A 20,848-nucleotide genomic window follows, 5' to 3' on the forward strand; every position below is an offset into this window, starting at 1 on the left:
CCCGACGGCGGCGGCGCACCCGGGCACTCAGGCGGGGCGCACCTTGGCCGCCGCCTTGCGGGCGGCCACCAGCACCGGGTCCCACACCGGGGAGAAGGGCGGCGCGTACCCCAGGTCCAGGGCCGTCATCTGCTCCACCGTCAGGCCGGCCGTGAGGGCCACCGCGGCGATGTCGACCCGCTTCGCCGCGCCCTCCCGGCCGACGATCTGCACCCCGAGCAGCCGTCCCGTACGGCGCTCGGCGAGCATCTTCACCGTCATGAGCGAGGCACCCGGGTAGTAGCCCGCCCGGCTCGTCGACTCGATGGTGACCGCCTCGAAGCGCAGCCCGACCCGGTGCGCGTCCTTCTCGCGCAGCCCCGTGCGCGCGATCTCCAGGTCGCAGACCTTGCTCACCGCCGTGCCGACGACGCCGGGGAAGGTGGCGTAGCCGCCGCCCGCGTTGGTGCCGATGACCTGGCCGTGCTTGTTGGCGTGGGTGCCGAGCGCGATGTGCCGCTCCTGTCCCGAGACGAGGTCCAGCACCTCCACGCAGTCGCCGCCCGCCCAGATGTTCTCGTGGCCGCGTACCCGCATCGCCAGGTCGGTCAGCAGACCGTGGTGGCTGCCCAGGGGCAGTCCGGCGGCCCGCGCGAGGGACGTCTCCGGGCGTACCCCGATACCGAGCACGACCACGTCGGCCGGGTACTCCGCGTCCGCGGTGACCACCGCCCGCACCCGCCCGTCGTCGCCGGTGAGCACCTTGGTGACCTCGGCGTCGTTGACCATGGTGATGCCGAGGCCCTCCATCGCCCGGTGCACCAGGCGGCCCATGTCGGGATCCAGCGTCGACATGGGCTCCTTGCTGCGGTTGAGGACCGTCACCCCGTAGCCCCGGTTGATGAGCGCCTCGGCCATCTCCACGCCGATGTAGCCGGCGCCGACGACCACCGCGCGCCGGCCGCGCGTGCCCGCCAGGGTGTCGAGCAGGGCCTGGCCGTCGTCGAGGGTCTGGACCCCGTGCACCCCCGGGGCGTCCATGCCCGGCATCTCCGGCCGCACCGGCCGGGCCCCGGTCGCGATCACGAGTTTGTCGTACGCCGTCCAGGACTCGGCGCCGGTGTCCACGTCACGCGCGCGTACCCGCTGCCCGGCCGTGTCGATCTCCGTGACCTCGGTGCGCATCCGCAGATCGATCGCACGCTCGCGGTGCTCCTCGGGCGTGCGGGCGATCAGTTGGTCGCGTCCGGCGACGTCGCCGCCCACCCAGTAGGGGATGCCGCACGCCGAGTAGGACGAGAAGTGGCCGCGTTCGAAGGCCACGATCTCCAGCTCGTCCGGACCTCTGAGTCGGCGGGCCTGGGACGCCGCGGACATTCCCGCGGCGTCGCCGCCGATCACGACCAGTCGCTCTGCCCGAGGGCTCACACGGCTCATGCTCATACGAACACGCTACGGGCGATGGGCATTTCGGCGCTGCCCGACTTGCCAGTCCGGACCTGCCCGGCCCGACCCGGCGCTGCCCGGCCCGACCCGGCGCTGCCCGGCCCGACCCGGCGCTGCCCGGCCCGACCCGGTGCCGTCCGGCCCGACCCAGCGCTGCCCAGCCCGTTTCGGTCCGGCCCGTTTCGGTCCGGCTCAGTGCCGCCGGCTCAGTGCTGATCGGGTCCGTTCAGGGTCGGCTCGTTGCGGCCGGGTCCGGTCAGGTCCGGTCCGTGCGGTGCGGTCCGGTTCCGGCGCCGGGGCCGGATCAGGCGCAGCCACGCCAGCACCAGCAGCGCCGTCACGGCCACGAACGGCAGGACCGCGCCGAACGCCACCGCGAGCCAGCGCAGCATCGTCACGAACGCTCCCCAGCCGCCCGCGAGCGCGTCCACGAACCCGGGGTCCTCGTCCTTCTTCTCGGGCTTCGGCACCGGCTTCTCGAAGAGGGAGAGCGTGATGGTGGCCATGCTCGTCCGGTCCTTCAGGGACGCCTGCTGGGCCAGCAGCGACTCCAGATCGGCCTCGCGGGAGCTCAGTTCGCCCTCCAGGGTGACCACGTCGGAGAGTTTGCCGGCCCGGTCCATCAGCTCGCGGATACGGGCCACGCTGGCGCGCTGCGACTTGACCCTGCTGTCGACGTCGACGACCTGGTCGGTGACGTCCTGCGCCTTCGCGGTGCGCTCCAGGAGCTTGCCCGTGCCCTCCAGACCGGCGAGGACCTCGTCGTACCGGTCGACCGGCACGCGCAGCACGACCCGGGTGTGCTCGCCGCCGTCCTCGTCCCGGGTGGTGGTCTCGTCGCCGACGTAGCCGCCCGCGTCCTCGGTGGTGGTGCGGGCCTTGTCCAGGGCCTTCGCGGCGTCCTTGACCTGCACGGTCAGCGTGGCGGTGCGGATGATGCGGCTGGTGGACAGAACCGGCGGCGTGCCGGTCTTCGCACTGTCGCTCCGGCCGGCGTCCGCGGCGCCCGCCCGGGCCTCCGCACCGGAGGCCGGCTGCGCCTCGGGCCCGGCCGCCTTGGCGTCGGAACTGCTCGCGGACTTGTCGCCCGCACCCGCGCTGCATCCCGCGAGGGCCACGGCGGAGGCGAGCAGCAACCCGGCCAGAACCCGGGCGGAGCGCCGGGCGGAGCGCCGGGCGGACGGCGGCGCGGAACGCCGTGCGGAGCGTGGGGCGGGATACGGGGCGGGCTGTCGTGCGTGCATGTGGGTCTCCCCCCGGGGTGGTGACGACTGACGCTCCTTCGACGCCGGAGCCTCCCGGGACGTTTGCGGCGGGCGGTCGCGATGCGGTCACGGTCCGGACTCGTCCAGGACACCCGGGGCCCCGCGGGGCTGCCGGAGGGCCCTGAGGGAGTGCCCGAAGGGCCGCGCGGGAGTGCCGAACGGCTCCGAGGGGGTGTCGGAGGGCTCTGAGAGAGTGGGGTCATGAGCGCAACGGATACGGGTACGGGCACGGAGCATGTCGTCGTCGTAGGGGCCGGGATCGCGGGGCTGGCCGCCGCCCACCGGCTGCTGGAGCGCGGGGCGCGCGTGACCGTGCTGGAGGCGTCCGGCCGGGTCGGCGGCAAGCTGCTGCCGGGCGCGATCGCGGGCGTGCGCGTCGACCTCGGCGCCGAGTCGATGCTGGCCCGCAGACCGGAGGCGGTGGAGCTGGCCCGCGAGGTGGGGCTGGCCGACCACCTCCAGCCGCCGGCCACCGCGACCGCCTCGATCTGGACCCGGGGCGCCCTGCGGCCGATGCCCAAGGGCCATGTGATGGGTGTCCCCGGCACCGCCGCCGCGCTGGCCGGGGTGCTGTCCGAGGAGGGCCTCGCCCGTATCGACGACGACGCCCACCTGCCGCGCACCGAGGTCGGCGACGACGTCGCGGTGGGGGAGTACGTGGCGGCCCGGCTCGGCCGCGAGGTCGTCGACCGGCTGGTGGAACCCCTGCTGGGCGGGGTCTACGCGGGCGACGCGTACCGCATCTCGCTGCGCTCCGCCGTCCCCCAGCTCTACCAGGCCGCGCGCACGCACGACTCGCTGACCGAGGCGGTCCGCGAGATCCAGGCGAAGGCGGCGGCGAACCAGCAGACCGGACCCGTCTTCATGGGCATCGCCGGCGGAGTGGGCCGGCTCCCGCTCGCCGTCGCCGAGTCGGTGCGGGCGCGCGGCGGGGAGATCCGGCTGAACACTCCGGTGCGCGGCCTGCACCGCACCGGCGACGGCTGGCGGATCCTGACCGACGGCGGCGCGCAGGAGGCCGACGCCGTGGTCCTCGCGGCCCCCGCCCGCGACACCGCCCGCCTGCTGCGCGACGACTGCCCCGCGGCCGCCGCCGAACTGGACACCGTGGAGTACGCCTCGATGGCCCTGGTCACCCTCGCCTACCGGCGCGACGAGGCGGCCGCCCTGCCCGAGGGCAGCGGCTTCCTCGTCCCGCCGGTGGACGGGCGCACCATCAAGGCCTCGACGTTCGCCTCCCGCAAGTGGGGCTGGATCGCCGACGAGGACCCGGACGTGGTCGTGGTGCGCACCTCGGTCGGACGGCACCACGAGACCGAGATCCTCCAACGCGACGACGCCGCTCTCGTGGCGGTCTCCCGGCACGACCTGAAGGCGGCCACCGGCCTCGACGCCGTCCCCCTGGAGACCCGCGTCACCCGCTGGACCGACGGTCTGCCCCAGTACCCCGTCGGCCACCACGCGCGCGTGGCCCGCGTCCGCGAGCACGTCGCCGCGGTCCCGGGCCTGGCGGTGTGCGGCGCGGCGTACGACGGCGTCGGCATCCCGGCCTGTATCGCGAGTGCCTACGCCGCGGTCGACCAGCTGGGCGGCGACCTGCACGGTGTGCAGGAACTCACCGCCAACCCGGTGCAGAGCCTGCACGGCGGAGCGGGAGAATAGCCGCATGAGTGAAGATGCCCCCACCACCGAGTCCGGCAGGATCCCGAACAAGGGCAAGCTGGCCAAGGACCTCAACGAGGTCATCCGCTACACCCTGTGGTCCGTCTTCCGGCTGAAGGACGTGCTGCCCGAGGACCGCGCGGGCTACGCCGACGAGGTCCAGGAGCTGTTCGACCAGCTCGCCGCCAAGGACGTGACCATCCGCGGCACCTACGACGTGTCCGGCCTGCGCGCCGACGCCGACCTCATGATCTGGTGGCACGCCGAGACCTCCGACCAGCTCCAGGAGGCGTACAACCTCTTCCGCCGGACGAAGCTGGGGCGCGCCCTGGAGCCGGTCTGGTCGAACATGGCGCTGCACCGCCCCGCCGAGTTCAACCGCTCGCACATCCCGGCGTTCCTCGCCGACGAGACGCCCCGCAACTACGTGAGCGTCTACCCCTTCGTGCGCTCCTACGACTGGTACCTGCTGCCCGACGAGGACCGCCGCCGTATGCTCGCGGACCACGGCAAGATGGCGCGCGGCTTCCCGGACGTGCGCGCCAACACGGTCGCCTCGTTCTCCCTCGGCGACTACGAGTGGATGCTGGCCTTCGAGGCCGACGAGCTGTACCGCATCGTCGACCTCATGCGTCACCTGCGTGCCTCCGAGGCGCGGATGCACGTCCGCGAGGAGGTCCCCTTCTACACGGGCCGCCGCAAGGACATCGCCGAGCTGGTCGCGGGCCTGGCCTGATCCCTGTCCCGAGGGCTTCCCGCTCGGGCAAGCCCTCGGCCCCCGGTGCGCGGCCGCCGGTCGGCTGCTGTCGAATCCCGGCGGCCGGCCGTCAGCCCCGCACCGGCTTCGACCTCGTGACCGGCTGCGGCTTCCGGCCTGATTCCGCGCCCGTCTTCGCGCCCGATTTCGCACCCGTCCTCGGGGTCGCCTCAGGGGTGGGTACCGGCTCCGGGTGCGGTGCGCAGGACGCGCGCCGGTCCGGCAGCCGGTCCTCCAGCAGATACGCCTCCAGATGGCCGTTGACGCAGCGGTTGGGACCGCCGGCGACGCCGTGCGTGCCGGCGTCCCGCTCGGTCACCAGTACCGAGCCCGCCAGCCGCCGGTGCAGCTCCAGAGCGCCGTCGTAGGGCGCGGCCGCGTCCCGCTCGGAGGCCAGGATCAGCGTCTGCGGCAGCTCACCGGGACCGGTCCGCACATCCAGCGGCTGCTGCCGCGGCACCGGCCAGTAGGCACACGGCAGGTTCGTCCAGGCGTTGTCCCAGGTCTCGAACGGCGCCACCCGCGCGAGGCGGGTGTTGTCGCGGTCCCACACCTTCCAGTCCGTCGGCCAGGGCGCGTCGTTGCACTCCACGGCCGTGTAGACGGCGCTCGAATTCTCCGCCGCGGCGGCCGACCGCGTGACCGGCGCCGCCTGGGCGATCAGCGGCCGCGGGTCGCCGTTCAGATACGCCGACAGCGCCGCGGCACGCGAGGGCCAGTACCTGTCGTAGTACCCGGCCTGGAGGAACGCGTTCTGCAACTGGGCGGGGCCGACCTTCCCGCCGGCCGGCCGGGCGGCCAGCCGGGTCCGCGCCTTCTCGTAGCTGCTCGCCACCGCCGCGGCCGTCGTGCCCAGCCCGTACACGTCGTGGTGGCGGGCGACCCACTCCCGGAAGTCCGCCCAGCGCTCCTCGAACGCCGCCGACTGGGCGAGGTTGCTGCGGTACCAGACCTGCGCGGGATCGGGGTTCACCGCCGCGTCGAACACCATCCGGCCCACGTGCGAGGGGAACAGGGTCGCGTACAGCGCCCCGAAGTAGGAGCCGTACGAGGCGCCCATGAACGTCAGCTTCGGCTCGCCGAGCGCGGCCCGCAGGACGTCCAGGTCACGGGCATTGTTCAGGGAGGTGTAGTGGCGCAGCGCGCTGCCCGAGCGCTTCGCGCAGCCCTGCGCGTACGCCTTGGCGCGCGCGATGCGCTCCCGCTTGTACGGCTCCGAGGGGTGCACCGGCGCCAGGGCAGGTCCCTTGAAGAACTGCTCGGGGTCCTGGCAGGACAGCGGTGCCGAGCGTCCGACGCCGCGCGGGGCGTAGCCGACCAGGTCGTAGGCCGCCGCGATGCGCTTCCACTGCGGGACCGCGCCGGCCAGTGGGAAGTACATGCCGGAGCCGCCCGGTCCGCCCGGGTTGAAGACCAGGGCGCCCTTGCGCGGCACCCGGCGCTTGCTGTTGTGCGGGTCGCGGTGGGTGGCCTGCACCCGGCTGACGGTCAGTCTGATCTGCTTGCCGTCCGGGTGCGCGTAGTCGAGCGGGACGCTCACCGTGCCGCACCGCAGGTCGTCCGGTGCGTCCGGCAGGTCGGTGCAGGCACCGAAGCGGATACCGGTCGCGGCGGCGCGGGCGGCGGCCACCGTGGTGCCCGCGCGCTCGGCCGTCGCGGCGGGGGCGCCGGTGCTGCCCCCGGCCGGATCGGCGGCGAGGGCGGTCAGCAGCAACGACCCGGCGGCCGAGTGGACGACGGCTGCTCTCATCGCGGATCCCTTCGAGGCACGGCGGCGACAAAGGGGATGTTTCGTCGGGGTGCGGGGGAAGGCAAGCACCGCCCGCCGGTGTCGGCGCCAATGCCTCCACACGCCCCCACCGGGCGCGGGCGCCGCTGCGGGGCGATACCGCCGGGCCCGGCGACTTCAAGGTCACCAAGACAGCCACCGCCGCCTCCCGCAGCACCCTCACCGGCTCCGCCGGGGCGGTGCTCACCGCGAGCGGCGGCTACGGCCTCCACCTCGACGGGCCTCCTACTGGACCGTCCGTGGCCCGTTCCGTTCCGTGCCGCGGGGGGGCCACGGCGGCACGGAACGGGCCGGCGCGAGGGTCAGCCCGCGATCGAGTCGAGCTGCTCGGCGGCCGGCCGCAGTGCCCACAGGTCCCCGCCCGGCGGCTCCTCCAGCGCGGGAACCGCCTTCCTCGCCTCCGCGTCCCCGGCGTCGGCGGCCGCGTGGACGACATCGCTCGCCGCGTACCGATGGAACTCCAGTTCGGGGTGCGGCCAGGCCGTCCGGCCGGTCGCCGCGGGCAGCAGATAGCGGACCGCCTTGAACAGGCTCTGTCCGTCCGGCCCCTGATGGGCCCACAGATCGACCCCGACGTGTTCTCCGATCGCCGCGAGCCGCGTGTAGGCGACGAGATCGAAGGTCGAGTAGTGCCAGCTCCTGGTGCGGGCGAGCTCCAGCGGCTGGCTGCCGTCCGCCGCGACCTGCGGGTCGATGCGCCTGGCGGCAGCCTCGCGCACCGTGTCGCGGGCCAGTTCCCGGTCGCCGGTGGCGTACGCGAGCCCGGCCACCAGCAGGTCGTAGAAGGTGCCGTGGTTGTTCGCGGCGGCCGCTTCCTGCGCGCCGAAGTCGCTGTTCCTGAGCCATGCAAGGAAGTCGCCGTTCCACTTCCTCATTCCGGCGCGGTCCGTGCCGGTCCAGGAGGGGGCGCCCACGTCGAGGATCGCGACGGCGTCGAGCACCGCGGTGTACGACTGGGAGAAGTCGATGATGCCGATGGCCCGGCCGTCGTACTTGCACGGGATGAACTGCGCGTGGTTCAGGTCGGGGTTCATGCGGGTGGCGGGGTCGAGGAACCAGGTGCGCAGGATCCCGGCGGCCTTGCGCGCGTAGCGCCGGTCGCCGGTGTAGTACCAGGCGAGAGCGAGGTCGTAGGTCGAGTCGAAGACCTTCTCCGCGTCCTGTCGGTCGGTGCCGGTGTCCACCTCGGGGTTGCGCCGGCCGTCCTGCTGCACGTAGGGGCAGCCCCAGGGGTTGTCGGCGGTGGGCGGTGTGCTCGGCCACCAGTAGGGGGCCTGGCTCAGATAGTCGTGGACGTCTCCGCCCGGAGCGGGCCGGGGTTTGTCGACCACCGTCCAGGGGCCCTCGTCCAGCCAGCCGTCGGCGCGCGCGGTGAGGGTGCGCAAGGCCGACCGGAGCCTGCGGTCGCCCCGGTCGAGGCGCGCCTTGGTCTGCCGGAGCCGGTTGCCGTCGAGGACCGTGGTCCCGGGGGCCGGGTGTCCGGTGAGCGCCGGATGTGCGGCGGTGGTCGTGGCCGCCGCCGGGGAGAGGGCGGCGGCCGGGGAGAGGGTGGCGGCGAGAGCGGTCACGGCGACCAGGACCGTGGCGAGGCGAAGCCGGAGGGCCATCACGTCTCCGTTCATGAGGCGTTCATGAGTATGAATGAGGTTCACGAATGAAGGTGCTGAGACATTAGGGCCGGGGTTCGGTGTTGGCAATGGGGGAGCGCATGCCCGCATCGATGCGCTCGCAGCCTTCTGTGGTCCATACCTTGACGGGGAGTCGGCGGTTTCATAACGTCACTGCTGGTTCATGTCCAGGTCGAATATTCATGTACGTGAATGCCGTCGCCGTGGTGATCAGGCGATCCGCGTTCACCCACCGGGAAGGCGGATCCCGCGCATGACTTCAGACAGGCAGCCAGGCCGCCGCGCCGTACTCGGCGGCGCGGTCGGCGCCGCCGCGACGGCGGCCGCGAGCACCCTCCTCGGCGGCACCGCGTCGGCTGCCCCCGCGCACCGGGCCCAGGACCCCGCACCCCTCGTCCGAGTCCCGGCGCTGTGGCGCGAGTTCCGTGCCAACCCCTACGCCCATCCGCAGATCCCGTTCGTCGGCCGGGCCGGCCGCGCGGGCGGCGACAGCCGGTTTCCGCGCCGTCCCGTCGTCGCGGACGTCCGCGACTTCGGGGCGCTTCCCGACGGCTCCGCGGACGCGGCACCCGCCATCAACCGGGCCGTCGAGCGCGCGGCTCTGCTCGGCGGGGGAACGGTCCGCATCCCTCCGGGCACCTACCGCCTCGACGACGTCGTCCGCGTCGGTCACGACAACGTGGTCCTGCGCGGCGCGGGCAGCGGTCGTACCACTCTGCTCGGCACCCGCAGTCTCCAGGAACTGATCGGCTGGTACGGCAGCCGCTACGGCGGCAACAAGTCCGCCTGGTCCTGGGCCGGCGGCATGATCTGGCTGAGCCCCGCCGACCGGTACCGCAGCCTCACGGCCGCGATCAGGTCGGCCGCCTGGCCGTTCGAGGGCTGGACCGGCAACCGCCGCGACGAATGGCGCACGCTCAGCCCCCTCGGCCGCCCCGCACGGCAGGGGGACTGGCATGTCACCGTCGCCGACACCTCGCCCTTCCGCCGCGGCGACCGCGTCCTGCTCCGTCTGGAGGACGATGCCGGGCACGGCCTGCTGCGGCACATGTGCGGTGACATCGAGGGGGCCGCGGAGTACGCCTGGGACGACAAGACCAAGCTCACCTCCTACGTGCCGTACGAATGGCCCTGCCGCATCGCCGAGGTGGAGCCGCGGCACCGGCGCCTGCGCCTGGACCGCCCCCTGCCGCTGGACGCCCGCCCCGAGTGGCGACCGCAGTTGACGACCCTGGTCAGGCCGTTGGTGGGCGCCGGGGTCGAGGGACTCACCCTCGACTTCGTGGAGACCCCGCAGTCCGAGCACCTGCTCGACAGGGGCTACAACGGGGTCGCCCTGCAGTGCGCCTGGGACTGCTGGGTCGACGACGTCACCGTCAACAACGCCGACAACGGCTTCCTGCTCGTCGCGGCGAAGGCCTGCACCCTGCGCGGGACCACGGTCTCCGGCCGCGGCAGCCACCATCCGTACTGCTGCCGCGAGGGCTCCCACGACAATCTGGTGGACACCTTCACCATCAAGCAGCGCACCCGCCCCGCACCTGCGAACACCCAGCTCCACGGCATCAACGTCGAGGGCCTGTCGAGTCACAACGTCTGGACCCGTGGGGTCATGGAGATGGGTACCTTCGACACCCACCGTGGTCTCCCGTTCGCGAACGTCCGTACCGACATCACCCTGGACAACGTCGGACAGCACGGCGGCGACGCCTCCGCCGGTCCCCTCTACGGCGCCCGCTTCACCCACTGGAACGTCACCGTCACCAACGGCCGCGCCGGCCTCGTCAAGATCGACGGGATCGCGCCCCGCAGCGCCACGGTGGCGATCAGCACCGTCGGCGAGTTCGGCCAGATAGACGTGCCGGACTTCACGGGTGACCTGGACACCAGGGCGGACCTGTACGGCCGCCCGGGAGAGGTCCGCCCGGCCAACCTCTACGACGCCCAGCGGTCGACGGGCTGACACCCCGGGTCCCGGACCTCGGCCGACGGGCACACCCGAAGCCCTCAGTCGTGCCAGTACGGTGTGCGCTGCTCGAAGGCCGCCCGCAGTTCGGGCTCGCCGACGGCGCGGACCCCGCGCACCGCGACCGACGTGAGGTAGGCGCGGTCGTCGCCGGGGCCGCCGCCCTGCTGCGCCAGGGCCCCCAGCAGCCGCTGCCCGGCCGGGGAGGCCCAGCGCGAGTACGGGTGGACCTCGGCCCGCGCGATCACGAGGCAGCTCAGGGTGAGCGTGAGGGGCAGCGCGAACCAGAGGGCGATCAGGGTGCGCGGCATGTCCGGCTGGCCGGGCATCGACAGTGCGACGGCGCCCAGCGCCAGGACGGCCAGCGCGGCGGCCCGCACCTGGCGCACGCCCGCCGCCACCGTCGTACGGGCCCCGTCGGGTACGGCCAGGCCCGCGCTCACCAGCCGGTCGGCGAGGCTGCGCACCGCGTCGGCGGCGGCCGCCCCGGCCCGTACGGGCGCTATGCGCGACTGGCCCTCGGGGCCGATCGCCCCGAGGACGGACCGCTCCATGTCGTCCCGCCCGCGCGGATCGACGACGGTCGCCCAGCCGGTGTGCGCGAGCAGCAGCCGACGCTGACGGGCCATCGACACCAGGGTCAGCTCGGCGACCCGAGCGGGCCCGCCGGACAGGAACGCGGCTTCGTACAGCGTCAGATCGTGGGTCCCGTCCGGGTCCGTGTCGACGGCGGCCGCGCGGACGGCGGCCAGGCACAGGCGGGTGCAGGAGACGGCGGCCACGGCCCATGCCGCCAGCAGGAAAAGGACCCAGAACATGCCGTGTTTCTATGCCAAGGGCACCGGGAGGCGCCATGCCCTGTTCACGATCCGGACGCAGTGTTGTGGGTATGTGACGTCACGGCGGCGGGCTGGAAGTGGCCGGCGGCAGGGGATAGGACGGGGAGGCGCCCGGCCCCGGCGCGGTCGGAACCCCGCCCGCGGGGCCGGTCGTCGGGTCGAGCGGTACGGGGAAGTGGGTGACCGCCGGCGGGGTGCCCGCGCCGTTCAATTCCCGGGCCAGGGCCTCGAAGTCGACGTCCCCGGTGGCCTCCAGAACCCTGATGTGGTCCAGCTCGGTCGTGATCGCGACGTCGGCGAGGTCACGTACCAGGGAGTTGCGGGTGCCGGCCCGCACCTGGGCGGCGAGCGTGAACATCCGGCCGTGCGCGAGCCGCAGGACGTCGGCGAACCTGCGGTCGTAGTCCGTGCCCCGCGCCGCGTCCAACTCCTCCAGCCAGGAACGCTGTTGCGCGTCGGGTCCGTCGGGCGGCACGAGCCCCAGCCGCGCGGTGACGGCACGCACCATCGCGTCCAGGCGGGTGTGCCCCTCGACCAGGTGGTCCCCGGCCGTCCGTACGGCCCGCGTCGTGCCCTTGTGCCGGGCCTGTCGTCCCGCGGGCAGCTCCCACAGGCCCGCCAGCCGGAGCTTCGTGACGAAGTCGCGGTCGAGACCGGACAGCGGTCCGTACCGCGTCGGCACGGTCTGTGAGCCGAGCACGTCCACACCGGCCGGGGACCGGTCGGTGTACGACCAGACCGGGTAGAGCAGCGCGCACATGGTGGCGGCGAGACAGACGATGATGAGGCCGGTACCGCTGAACAGGCCTTTGCCGCGCACGGGGGGTCGGGGTCGTCGCATGGTGCCTCCTGTTGCGGCACCGCACGCTAACCGGCTCGGGTGCGCAACAGCCGTGTAATCGCGGCTTCTACGTCAACTGCCGTACCGGGGACAAGGGTTGCATCGGAACGGGGAAAGGGGCGGACCCCCGGTGTCGGTGACTCAGTGACGGCTCAGCGGCCGGCGCAGCGCCTGACGCGTCGCGCGGGCGAGCCGCACCACCGGCCGGGCGGAGCGCGGCGCCGGTCCCGACCGCTCCAGCCACCACTCCCGCAGCGCCCGCCGGGTCCGCCCGTCCGCAGGCCGCCCGGCGAGCAGCAGGTCCTGCACGAAGTCCAGCGCGTCGCGCCGGTAGCCGCCCGTCATCGGATGCCGCTGGGCGTAACCGAGGAAGGCCGGCCGGTACCCGTCGCCGAGGATCTCCGGCAGTTCCGGCGCGACCTTCGCCACGACGTCGGCCCGCTTCCTGGCCAGCGCCCGCGCCTGCACCCCCAGACGCACCCGGTCGAACCCCTCGGGCGCGGGGGTCCCCGCCACCAGCGCGGACAACAGCGCGGCCTCGGCGAGGGCGAGGCGCTGCCGGGCGGGAGCGGAGGCGGAGTCCGAAGCCGAGTCCGAGACGGAGTCCGAGGCGGGGGAGGGGCCGACAGGGGTGGCGGGGGAGGCCGCGGCCGACGGTGCGGGCGCGGGCCGGTCGGCTTGGGCCGGAGCGGCCCGCCCCTTCTCCAGGACGTCCCGGATCGCTCCCAGTTCCCGCACCAGCTCCCCCGGCTCGGGGAAGTTCTCGTCCCGCTCCAGCAGGACGCCCGGCGGTGCCACCCGGGAGGCGAGGTCGGCCAGGATGTCGAGGACCGGCCGGGGCACCGGGTGGGCGTGACTGTCGTGCCAGACGCCGTCCCGTTCGAAGCCGCCCGCGACATGCACGTAGGCGATGGCCTCCAGGGGGAGTGCGGCGAGCGCCGCGGCCGGGTCCTCACCGCGGTTGACGTGGTTGGTGTGCAGGTTGGCCACGTCGATGAGCAGCCGCACACCGGTGCGGTCGGCCAGCTCGTACAGGAACTGCCCCTCCGTCATCTCCTCGTCCGGCCAGGAGAACAGCGCGGCGATGTTCTCGACGGCGAGCGGCACGGGCAGCGCGTCCTGCGCGACCCGGATGTTCTCGCACAGCACGTCGAGGGCGTCCCGGGTGCGCGGGACGGGCAGCAGGTGGCCGGCCTCCAGCCGCGGGGAGGCGGTCAGCGGCCCGCCGGCCCGTACGAACGCGATGTGCTCGGTGACCAGCGGCGCGCCCAGCGTCTCGACCCGCTCGGCGAGGGCGGCCAGCCGGCCCTCGTCGGGGCGGTCGGCGCCGCCGAGTCCCAGCGAGACGCCGTGCGGGACCACGGTCACCCCGCGCTCGCGCAGCCGTCGCAGGGAGACGGGGAGGTGGCCGGGGCACAGGTTCTCCGCGACGACCTCGACCCAGTCGACGCCCGGCATGCGCTCCACCGCGTCGGCGATCTCCGGCCGCCAGCCGATTCCCGTGCCGAGTCGCTCCATGGTCCCCTCCTCCGGGGCCCCCGTCGGCCCCCGCCGCGACCCCTCCCTGGTGACGGAGGTATCGCCCCGACGCCGAACACCGAACCCTGTCGTCCTCGTCTTCAGAGCAACATTTGAGGTTCGGCTCGTGGAGTGCCGGCCGCCGGGCTGCCGAGTTGCCGGGCCCAGGGCCACCGGCTTGCGGGACCCTGGCTTGCGAGGCTGCCGGCCTGCCGGGACCCCGGGCGGCGATGCTGCCGGCCCGCCGGGTCGCCGTCCGATTGCGCGGCTACCGCAGCGCGGGATGCTCGGCGATCACCGTGCAGCTGCCCGGCGCGATCTCGGTGAAGCCCGCGTCGCGCACCAACGGCAGCCCGCTGCCTGCCAGTTCGCGCCACCGCAGGGGATCGGCCGTGCGTACGGCGAGCGGGAAGCCCGCGTCACGCCAGGCGCGGCGCTCCTCGTCCGACAGCTCCCACCAGGCGAGTTGGGCGCCGTGCCCGGCCTGGGCCATCGCCTTGCCCGCCGACATCGGGACCTCCGGGTTGAACCACAGCACCGGTGTGCCGGGCGCGGCGTCGGCCGGCGGCCGCGGGTCGTCGAGGTCGGTGCCGGAGACCTGGAGCTTCACCAGCTCCTTGGGCCAGCCGTCCAGCGGCACCGGCGGGAACACCCGTACCTCCGCGGACGTCCCGGTGACCGTGATCCCGGGCAGCGCCTCGGCCCGGCGCCATTCGGCCCCGCGCGCCCGCCGTACCACCTTGCGGATGCGGGCGTCCTGCCAGTCCCGGACCGCCTGCGCCCAGACGCCGTCGCCGGCCGAGCGTTCGTCGTCCAGCATCCTCAGCACCGCGCGCGCGGCGGTCTCCAGCGCGTCCGTGCGCTCGGGCGGCTCGGCCCGCTCGATGCGGACCACCAGCGGCAGGACGTACTGGGGTGCCTGGTCGCGGGCGCTGGGCTCGGACCGGAAGGGACTGTCGGCGAGGGGTGTCGGATCGGGGCTCACGACAGCCCAGCCTAAAGGGCGGGAGAAGATGCCTTCCATGCAACGTGATCTGCGACTGGACGGCGTGGGCCGGCGCTACGGCTTACGGGGCCCCTGGGTGCTGCGCGGCATCGACCTGACCGTGCCCCCCGGGACGCTGGTCCGCCTGGAAGGCGCCAACGGCACCGGCAAGTCCACCCTCCTGCGCGTCCTCGCCGGGATCGACGCCCCCAGCGAGGGCCGGATCACCGGCCGGCCCCGCACGGCGTACGTGCCCGAACGCTTCCCGTCGGCGCTGCCCTTCACCCCGTCCGGATACCTCACCCACCTCGGCACCGTGCACGGCCTGTCGCGTGCCGCGGCCGCCCGTGCCGCGCAGCAGTGGCTGGAGCGGTTCGGCGCCGCCGCCTACGCCCGCACGCCGATGGCACGGCTGTCCAAGGGCAGCAGCCAGAAGGTCGCGGTCGCCCAGGCCATGGTGGCCGAACCGGAACTGCTGGTGCTCGACGAGGCGTGGACCGGTCTGGACGCCGACGCGCGGGCCGAACTGGAACGGGCCGTCGCCGAGCGCACCGCCGCCGGTGCGGCCGTCGTCTTCGTCGACCACGACCCGCGCCGGCTGGAGGGGGTGCCCGACGCCACGTACACGGTGCGCGACGGCGCGCTCGGCCTGCGTACGGAACAAGCCGCTCCGGCGGCCGGCCCCGCCGTACTCGTGGAGGTGCGCGGACCGGCCGGGGCCGCCCCGCCCGCCGAAGCAGCGCGGTGGATCACCGCCCTCGACGAGACCGCGCCCGGTGTCCACCGGCTCACCGTCCCCGCGTCCCACTCGGACGTCCTGCTCCGTGCCCTGCTGACCGCACGCCCGCCCTGGCACGTGGTGAGCGTCGGACCCGTCGTCGGACCCGTCGAGGAGAGCCGCTCATGACCGCCCTCGTCCGCTACCAGGCCGCCCTGCTGGTCCGCTCGCAGCGCTGGCTGCCGCCGTTCATCCTGTACGCCGGTTTCCTCGCGATCGGCCTCCAGGGCGGGCAGCCGGTGCTCGACTCCCTCGGCTACGCGGCCGCGGCCCTGCTGCCCGTCGCGGCGTGGCTGGTGCGGATCTGCGTCACCAACGAGCCGCCCGCGGCCCGTGGCGTGGTCGCGGCGGCGACCACCCCGGCGCGGGCGCATCTGGCCTGTCTGCTGGTGGCACTGGCCTGCGCCACCGCACTGGGGGCGGCCGCGACCGCCGTCGTGACGCTGATCAGCGATCCGGTGAGCACCGACCACCGCACCCGGGTGCCGCCGCTGCCCGCGGCCGGTGCCGGGCTGCTCGCCGTCCTGGTCTGTGCCCTGCTCGGGGCGGCCGTCGGTGCGCTCACCGCCTGGCCGGTGCTGCGCTCGCCCGGCCGCGCGGTGCCCGCGCTGCTGCTCGCGGCCCTGCTGTCCCTGGTGGTGACCGGGTCCCCGGCGCACGCGGCGGTCGGCGGCCTGGTCACCGGCTCGCAGTCCGGGAAGGTGCCGGTGCCCCTGCTGCCCCTGGCCGCCGCCGTCCTGCTCACGGCCGCGGCGGCCGCCGTGACCTGCTCCCTCGCCTCCCGGCGAGCACCGTGACCTGCGCGCCCACCTCCCGGCGAGCGCCGTGAGACACCCGTACCCCGCTTCCGGCGCGGGTCATCGCCTGCGGTCGGCGGCCCCGATCAGCTGGGACACCTTCACGAACCGGTAGCCCTTCTTGCGCAGCTCGGGCACGACCAGGCGCACGGCCCGCTCGGTCGCCGGGGCCGCGCTGCGCGTGCAGTGCATGACGACGACGGAGCCGGGCTTCACGCCCTCCAGGACCTGCTTGGCCACGGCGTCGGAGTCGGTCGCGAACGCGTCCCCGCTCACCACGTCCCACTGCACCGCCGTGACGCCGGTGGCGCTCAGCGCACGCAGCGCCTTCTGGTCGTAGCAGCCTCCGGGGAAGCGGAAGTACGGCATCGCGTTGTTCACCCCCGCCTTGCGGAAGGCGGTATAGGTCCGCTCCACCTCCGAGCGCATCCGGTCCTCGGACACGGTCGGCAGGCCGTAGCAGTCGCCGGTGAAGGCGTAGTGGCTGAAGGAGTGGTTGGCGATCTCGAACAGCGGGTCCCGTCCGATCGACCGGGCCTGGATCGGGTACTCCTCGGCCCACCGTCCCGTCATGAACACGGTGGCCGGCACCTTCAGCGCCCGCAGCGTCGCGATCAGCCGCGGGTTGTCGAAGTGCTCGCCCGCCGCCGCGCGCGGCCCCTCGTCCACGGTCATGTCGGCGTCGAAGGTCAGGGCGACGACCCGGTCCGGTGTGCGGGGGCCGTTCTTGAAGACCGGGGTGAGACCGGCGGGCCCGGGGGCGAGGGTCGGCGGCCGGGAGACGGCGGGGGAGGGGGCGGGGGCGTGCTGCGGGGCACGGGGTGCGTGGAGGGCCTGCGGGGTCTGCGGCGCGGGGGAGGCGCTGGGGCGGTCGGTGCCGCAGGCGGCGAGGGCGGCCAGGGCGGCGCCCAGGGCGCAGGTGGTGGTGAGACGGCGTACCGAAGTGATCATTATATGAAGATAGGAGCAGGCGATTGATAAGTGTGTTTATACGCCTGTGGCTCGGTGCCGAAGTCACCCGGCCGGATCTGGGCCGGAGGGCGGAGGTGGTGGTTCCGGCAGCGCCGGTGCCGATGCCGACGGCGGCAGCGGCGGTTCGGGCGGCGACGGCGGCAGCGGCGGCTCCGACGGCGGCGGTGGCAGCGGCGGCTCCGACGGTGGTGGCTGCGAAGAAGGCGGCGCGGCGGCCGGAGGCTGCTGCTGGGCCTTCTCCAGGAAGCGCAGCAGCTCCACGGGGAAGGGGAGCACGAGCGTGGAGTTCTTCTCGGCGGCGACCGCCACCACCGTCTGGAGCAGTCGCAGCTGGAGCGCGGCGGGCTGCTCGGACATCACCCCGGCGGCCTCCGCCAGCTTCTTGGACGCCTGGAGCTCGGCGTCCGCGTTGATGATCCGGGCCCGCCGCTCACGGTCCGCCTCGGCCTGCCGGGCCATGGAGCGCTTCATCGACTCCGGCAGCGACACGTCCTTGATCTCCACCCGGTCGATCTGCACGCCCCAGCCGACGGCCGGGCTGTCGATCATCAGCTCAAGACCCTGGTTGAGCTTCTCGCGGTTGGACAGCAGGTCGTCCAGGTCGCTCTTGCCGATGATGGACCGCAGCGAGGTCTGCGCCATCTGCGAGACGGCGAAACGGTAGTCCTCGACGTTGATGATCGCGGCCGGCGCGTCGACGACCTTGAAGTAGACGACCGCGTCGACCCGCACCGTGACGTTGTCGTGCGTGATGCCCTCCTGGGCCGGCACCGGCAGCGTCACGATCTGCATGTTGACCTTGCGGAGCCGGTCGACGGCCGGAACGACCATCGTGAATCCCGGCTCACGCACCACCCGGACGGCCCGGCCGAGCCGGAAGACCACACCGCGCTCGTACTGCTTGACCACCCGCGCCGCCGCGACGACGTACACCACCCCGGCGGCCCCGACCGCCGCAGCCGCCGCCAGCAGCTCCTCGAGCATGACGACCTCCCTCGAAAGAGGTCTGAGATGTCTGCTCTTGCAACGATATGTCAGACATTCGGTCCGGGGCCATGTCCCGGGTCTCGGTGGCGGGCGCTCACAGCGCCTCGAACGAGTCGGTGTCCGCGCGGTGCTCGCGCACGGCCCCGGTGTGCACCTCGTAGTACCAGCCGCGCAGCCGCAGCCGGCCGTCCGCCAGGCGCTTCTGCACGCAGGGGTAGGAACGCAGCCGCAGCAGCTGGGAGAGCACATGGTGCTGTACGCCCTGGGCGACGGCCGGGTCGTCGGGGTCGGCGGCCGCCGGACCGTCCGCGGCCTGCGCGAGCCAGTCGCGTACGGCGGGCACGGCGTCGAGGTCGTCGCCGCGCACCAGCGCGCCGACGGCGCCGCAGTGCGAGTGGCCGCAGACGACGACGTCCCGGACGCCGAGCACCTCCACGGCGTATTCGATGGTGGCCGCCTCGGCGGTGGGGCGGCCGATGGTGTGCGGGGGCACGATGTTGCCGGCCGTGCGCAGCTCGAAGAGCTCGCCGGGGCGGGCGCCGGTGATCAGCGCCGGTACGACCCGGGAGTCCGAGCAGGTGACGAACAGGACCTGGGGGGACTGGCCGGCGGCGAGCCCGGCGAGCTGCTCGGGGCGCTGTCCGAACGTACGGGCGTTGTCGATGAGTGGCTGCATGGGGATCACTCCTCCTGACGCGCCGGTGCGCGTCGGGCTCGCAGGACAGGATGCCGGTCGCGGGTGCGCAAGAGGCCGGCCGGACTTCCGGGCCGGGTGCGTTCGAGGGTGGCGGCCGACCCGTCGCGCGCTGCCCTGTGCGTGAGGGCGGGGCCTCGCCCGGCGTCGGTCCCGGCCCCGCCGTGCCGGGCGGGGTGCGCGGGTACGAAGGGCGCGGCCGGCGTGCACGGGGGCGGCGTGAGCAGGGCGCCGACCGGTGGCGACAGCACGGTGCGAGCCGTCGTGCCTCGGAGCATGAGCGCCCTCCGCCGGTCCTCGTCTCTGGGTCAGGCCAATGACTGGTCAATGACCGGTCAAGAATACGTTAACTGTGCAAAGTGCCCTAATCGGGCAAAGTCGACGCGTCGCCGTGCCGATTAGGTGCCGTGCCGATTAGGTGCCGTGCCGATTCGATGCCGTGCCGCGAGGAGCGCGTGACCGGACGGGGCGGCGGGGCGGCGGCAGAGCGGGGGCGGCGGGACGAGGGTGGCAGGACGAGGGTGGCAGGACGAGGGTGGCAGGGCGGGTCGTCCGGTCCGGACGACCCGCCCCCGCCCCCGCCCCGGCCCGGGAACGAGGGACCGGTACGCGCTGTCAGGACTCGACGAGCCGCTTGGCGTCGCGGGCCAGCGCGGTCAGCCGCGATATCGCCCGGAAGTACTTCTTGCGGTAGCCGCCGTTGAGCATCTCCTCGCTGAACAGCCGGTCGAAGGGCTGCCCGGAGGCCAGGACGGGCACCTCGCGGTCGTAGAGCCGGTCCGCGAGCACGACGAGCCGCAGGGCCGTCGACTGGTCGGGCACCGGGGCGACGTCGGTCAGGCACACCGCCCTCACGCCGTCGGTCAGGGCGCCGTACCGGCTGGGGTGGACCCGGGCCAGGTGCTCCAGCAGGTGCGGGAAGTCGTCCAGCGAGGCGCCGGGCGTCGCGTACGCCGCCTTGGTCACCTGCTCGTCGGAGTACGGCGCCGGTGCCTCGGGCAGGCCGCGGTGGCGGTAGTCCTCGCCGTCGATGCGCAGCGGGCGGAAGCGGGCGGACAGGCCCTGGATCTCCCGCAGGAAGTCGGCCGCCGCGAACCGGCCCTCGCCGAGCTTGCCCGGCAGGGTGTTGGAGGTGGCGGCCAGCGCGACCCCGGCGTCGACCAGCTTGCCGAGCAGTGTCGAGACCAGGACCGTGTCACCGGGGTCGTCCAGCTCGAACTCGTCGATGCACAGCAGCCGGTGTCCGGAGAGCGTCTGCACCGTCTGCTGGAAGCCGAGGGCGCCGACCAGGTTCGTCAGCTCGACGAAGGTGCCGAACGCCTTGAGCGCGGGCTCGGCCGGGGTGGCGTGCCACAGGGAGGCCAGCAGATGGGTCTTGCCGACGCCGTAACCGCCGTCGAGGTAGACCCCGCGAGGGCCGGCCGGGGTCTTGGGCGCCTTGCCCCTGCCGAACCCGAGGAACCCCCGTTTGGCGGTACCGGTGGAGTGCGCCCCGCCGAGTCCGCCGGCGAAGCCCTCCAGCACCCGCACGGCCTCGGTCTGGCTGGGCTGGTTCGGGTCCGGGATGTACGTGCTGAAACGCACCGAGTCGAAGCGCGGCGGCGGCACCATCTCGGCGACCAGCCGGTCCGCGGGGACATGCGGGGCACGGGCGCACAAGGACAGCGGGGCCGCGTCGGCTATGGGGCTGAGGCCGGGGGCGGAGGTGGAGGACGACACGGTTCACCACTCTAAGCTCCGTGCCAGACTGCACGGCATGCGACGCCTGTTCCCTGTGACCGACGAGACAGCGGCTCCCGCCCCCGACCAGGCACGCGAGGCGCCCGCCGCGGGGCCGGCCGGTGCCGAGCGCGAGTGGAGCCTCGACGAGCTGGCCGCCGCCTACGCCTATCCGGAGCGTACGACTGCGACCGCTCCCGCGTCCGGGGCCGGCTCCGCGACCGCA

The 20,848-nt window shown here is 73.9% G+C and carries 17 protein-coding genes and 2 pseudogenes; 7 read left to right on the forward strand and 12 right to left on the reverse strand.

Annotation, left to right across the window (positions count from 1 at the left end; translation table 11 throughout):
- Positions 1-27: 27 nt before the first annotated feature.
- Complete coding sequence (locus ABT085_RS25605) at positions 28-1,416, reverse strand: FAD-dependent oxidoreductase (protein ID WP_502982806.1); 1,389 nt, start codon at positions 1,414-1,416, stop codon at positions 28-30.
- Positions 1,417-1,631: 215 nt separating this feature from the next.
- Positions 1,632-2,669 carry a DUF4349 domain-containing protein gene (locus ABT085_RS25610; RefSeq protein ID WP_351612312.1) on the reverse strand — a complete coding sequence of 346 codons (1,038 nt, stop codon included), beginning with the start codon at positions 2,667-2,669 and terminating at the stop codon, positions 1,632-1,634.
- Between the two features lie 222 nt (positions 2,670-2,891).
- On the opposite strand from ABT085_RS25610, the gene hemG reads away from it, so the two are divergent.
- The gene (gene hemG / locus ABT085_RS25615) at positions 2,892-4,352 is read left to right on the forward strand and encodes a protoporphyrinogen oxidase (protein WP_351612317.1); all 1,461 of its coding nucleotides are present in this window, start codon (positions 2,892-2,894) and stop codon (positions 4,350-4,352) included.
- 4 nt (positions 4,353-4,356) lie between these two features.
- Positions 4,357-5,088 carry a hydrogen peroxide-dependent heme synthase gene (gene hemQ, locus ABT085_RS25620; protein ID WP_351612320.1) on the forward strand — a complete coding sequence of 244 codons (732 nt, stop codon included), beginning with the start codon at positions 4,357-4,359 and terminating at the stop codon, positions 5,086-5,088.
- Between the two features lie 91 nt (positions 5,089-5,179).
- On the opposite strand, the gene ABT085_RS25625 is transcribed toward hemQ, so the two are convergent.
- Positions 5,180-6,859 carry an alpha/beta hydrolase gene (locus ABT085_RS25625; RefSeq protein ID WP_351612322.1) on the reverse strand — a complete coding sequence of 560 codons (1,680 nt, stop codon included), beginning with the start codon at positions 6,857-6,859 and terminating at the stop codon, positions 5,180-5,182.
- A gap of 149 nt (positions 6,860-7,008) precedes the next feature.
- On the opposite strand from ABT085_RS25625, the pseudogene ABT085_RS25630 reads away from it, so the two are divergent.
- Positions 7,009-7,119 (forward strand): annotated as a pseudogene (locus ABT085_RS25630) (right-handed parallel beta-helix repeat-containing protein); the annotation flags it as partial.
- Between the two features lie 81 nt (positions 7,120-7,200).
- Here the strand turns inward: ABT085_RS25630 and ABT085_RS25635 are convergent.
- Entirely contained in the window at positions 7,201-8,505 is a 1,305-nt protein-coding gene (locus tag ABT085_RS25635; protein ID WP_351612325.1) for an alginate lyase family protein, read from the reverse strand.
- A 274-nt stretch (positions 8,506-8,779) separates the two neighbouring features.
- Here ABT085_RS25635 and ABT085_RS25640 point away from each other — a divergent pair, with 274 nt between their 5' ends.
- Positions 8,780-10,489 (forward strand): glycosyl hydrolase family 28-related protein, encoded by a 1,710-nt coding sequence (locus ABT085_RS25640; RefSeq protein ID WP_351612328.1) that lies wholly within the window; start codon positions 8,780-8,782, stop codon positions 10,487-10,489.
- A 44-nt stretch (positions 10,490-10,533) separates the two neighbouring features.
- On the opposite strand, the gene ABT085_RS25645 is transcribed toward ABT085_RS25640, so the two are convergent.
- From ABT085_RS25645 to ABT085_RS25660, 4 genes are all read right to left on the reverse strand, one after another.
- Positions 10,534-11,310: a TIGR04222 domain-containing membrane protein gene (locus ABT085_RS25645; protein WP_351612331.1), complete on the reverse strand. Its 777-nt coding sequence runs from the start codon at positions 11,308-11,310 to the stop codon at positions 10,534-10,536.
- A gap of 79 nt (positions 11,311-11,389) precedes the next feature.
- On the reverse strand, positions 11,390-12,172 hold the full coding sequence (locus tag ABT085_RS25650) for a DUF4142 domain-containing protein (RefSeq protein WP_351612334.1): 783 nt from the start codon (positions 12,170-12,172) through the stop codon (positions 11,390-11,392).
- Positions 12,173-12,313: 141 nt separating this feature from the next.
- Complete coding sequence (locus tag ABT085_RS25655; protein WP_351612337.1) at positions 12,314-13,690, reverse strand: MbnB/TglH/ChrH family RiPP precursor modification enzyme; 1,377 nt, start codon at positions 13,688-13,690, stop codon at positions 12,314-12,316.
- 268 nt (positions 13,691-13,958) lie between these two features.
- Positions 13,959-14,714, reverse strand: a complete 756-nt coding sequence (locus ABT085_RS25660) for a peptidyl-tRNA hydrolase (protein WP_502982805.1) — start codon at positions 14,712-14,714, stop codon at positions 13,959-13,961.
- Between ABT085_RS25660 and ABT085_RS25665 the strand changes: the two genes are divergently transcribed.
- Positions 14,713-15,582 carry an ABC transporter ATP-binding protein gene (locus ABT085_RS25665; RefSeq protein WP_351612343.1) on the forward strand — a complete coding sequence of 290 codons (870 nt, stop codon included), beginning with the start codon at positions 14,713-14,715 and terminating at the stop codon, positions 15,580-15,582. The two genes, ABT085_RS25660 and ABT085_RS25665, sit on opposite strands and share 2 nt — an antisense overlap.
- Positions 15,579-16,250: an ABC transporter gene (locus ABT085_RS25670; RefSeq protein WP_351612346.1), complete on the forward strand. Its 672-nt coding sequence runs from the start codon at positions 15,579-15,581 to the stop codon at positions 16,248-16,250. Before ABT085_RS25665 ends, ABT085_RS25670 begins: the two co-directional genes overlap by 4 nt.
- Before the next feature lie 60 nt (positions 16,251-16,310).
- Here the strand turns inward: ABT085_RS25670 and ABT085_RS25675 are convergent, their stop codons facing one another.
- From ABT085_RS25675 to zapE, 4 genes are all read right to left on the reverse strand, one after another.
- Complete coding sequence (locus ABT085_RS25675) at positions 16,311-17,201, reverse strand: polysaccharide deacetylase family protein (protein ID WP_351612353.1); 891 nt, start codon at positions 17,199-17,201, stop codon at positions 16,311-16,313.
- Positions 17,202-17,264: 63 nt separating this feature from the next.
- The gene (locus ABT085_RS25680; protein ID WP_351612356.1) at positions 17,265-18,206 is read right to left on the reverse strand and encodes a slipin family protein; all 942 of its coding nucleotides are present in this window, start codon (positions 18,204-18,206) and stop codon (positions 17,265-17,267) included.
- 97 nt (positions 18,207-18,303) lie between these two features.
- Positions 18,304-18,885 carry a carbonic anhydrase gene (locus ABT085_RS25685; RefSeq protein ID WP_351612359.1) on the reverse strand — a complete coding sequence of 194 codons (582 nt, stop codon included), beginning with the start codon at positions 18,883-18,885 and terminating at the stop codon, positions 18,304-18,306.
- Positions 18,886-19,518: 633 nt separating this feature from the next.
- A complete protein-coding gene (gene zapE, locus ABT085_RS25690; protein ID WP_351612362.1) occupies positions 19,519-20,622 on the reverse strand; it encodes a cell division protein ZapE in 1,104 nt (367 codons plus the stop codon).
- A 37-nt stretch (positions 20,623-20,659) separates the two neighbouring features.
- Here zapE and ABT085_RS25695 point away from each other — a divergent pair.
- Positions 20,660-20,848 (forward strand): annotated as a pseudogene (locus ABT085_RS25695) (hypothetical protein); the annotation flags it as partial.

This window comes from Streptomyces sp. NPDC002265, from assembly GCF_040296125.1.
Lineage (GTDB): Bacteria > Actinomycetota > Actinomycetes > Streptomycetales > Streptomycetaceae > Streptomyces.

What these genes read in the sequence shown, in the direction of transcription:
- ABT085_RS25605 (WP_502982806.1), bottom strand. Translation starts at nt 1,416, where the DNA reads ATGAGCCGTGTGAGCCCTCGGGCAGAGCGACTGGTCGTGATCGGCGGC.
- ABT085_RS25610 (WP_351612312.1), bottom strand. Translation starts at nt 2,669, where the DNA reads ATGCACGCACGACAGCCCGCCCCGTATCCCGCCCCACGCTCCGCACGG.
- hemG (WP_351612317.1), top strand. Translation starts at nt 2,892, where the DNA reads ATGAGCGCAACGGATACGGGTACGGGCACGGAGCATGTCGTCGTCGTA.
- hemQ (WP_351612320.1), top strand. Translation starts at nt 4,357, where the DNA reads ATGAGTGAAGATGCCCCCACCACCGAGTCCGGCAGGATCCCGAACAAG.
- ABT085_RS25625 (WP_351612322.1), bottom strand. Translation starts at nt 6,859, where the DNA reads ATGAGAGCAGCCGTCGTCCACTCGGCCGCCGGGTCGTTGCTGCTGACC.
- ABT085_RS25635 (WP_351612325.1), bottom strand. Translation starts at nt 8,505, where the DNA reads ATGGCCCTCCGGCTTCGCCTCGCCACGGTCCTGGTCGCCGTGACCGCT.
- ABT085_RS25640 (WP_351612328.1), top strand. Translation starts at nt 8,780, where the DNA reads ATGACTTCAGACAGGCAGCCAGGCCGCCGCGCCGTACTCGGCGGCGCG.
- ABT085_RS25645 (WP_351612331.1), bottom strand. Translation starts at nt 11,310, where the DNA reads ATGTTCTGGGTCCTTTTCCTGCTGGCGGCATGGGCCGTGGCCGCCGTC.
- ABT085_RS25650 (WP_351612334.1), bottom strand. Translation starts at nt 12,172, where the DNA reads ATGCGACGACCCCGACCCCCCGTGCGCGGCAAAGGCCTGTTCAGCGGT.
- ABT085_RS25655 (WP_351612337.1), bottom strand. Translation starts at nt 13,690, where the DNA reads ATGGAGCGACTCGGCACGGGAATCGGCTGGCGGCCGGAGATCGCCGAC.
- ABT085_RS25665 (WP_351612343.1), top strand. Translation starts at nt 14,713, where the DNA reads ATGCAACGTGATCTGCGACTGGACGGCGTGGGCCGGCGCTACGGCTTA.
- ABT085_RS25660 (WP_502982805.1), bottom strand. Translation starts at nt 14,714, where the DNA reads ATGGAAGGCATCTTCTCCCGCCCTTTAGGCTGGGCTGTCGTGAGCCCC.
- ABT085_RS25670 (WP_351612346.1), top strand. Translation starts at nt 15,579, where the DNA reads ATGACCGCCCTCGTCCGCTACCAGGCCGCCCTGCTGGTCCGCTCGCAG.
- ABT085_RS25675 (WP_351612353.1), bottom strand. Translation starts at nt 17,201, where the DNA reads ATGATCACTTCGGTACGCCGTCTCACCACCACCTGCGCCCTGGGCGCC.
- ABT085_RS25680 (WP_351612356.1), bottom strand. Translation starts at nt 18,206, where the DNA reads ATGCTCGAGGAGCTGCTGGCGGCGGCTGCGGCGGTCGGGGCCGCCGGG.
- ABT085_RS25685 (WP_351612359.1), bottom strand. Translation starts at nt 18,885, where the DNA reads ATGCAGCCACTCATCGACAACGCCCGTACGTTCGGACAGCGCCCCGAG.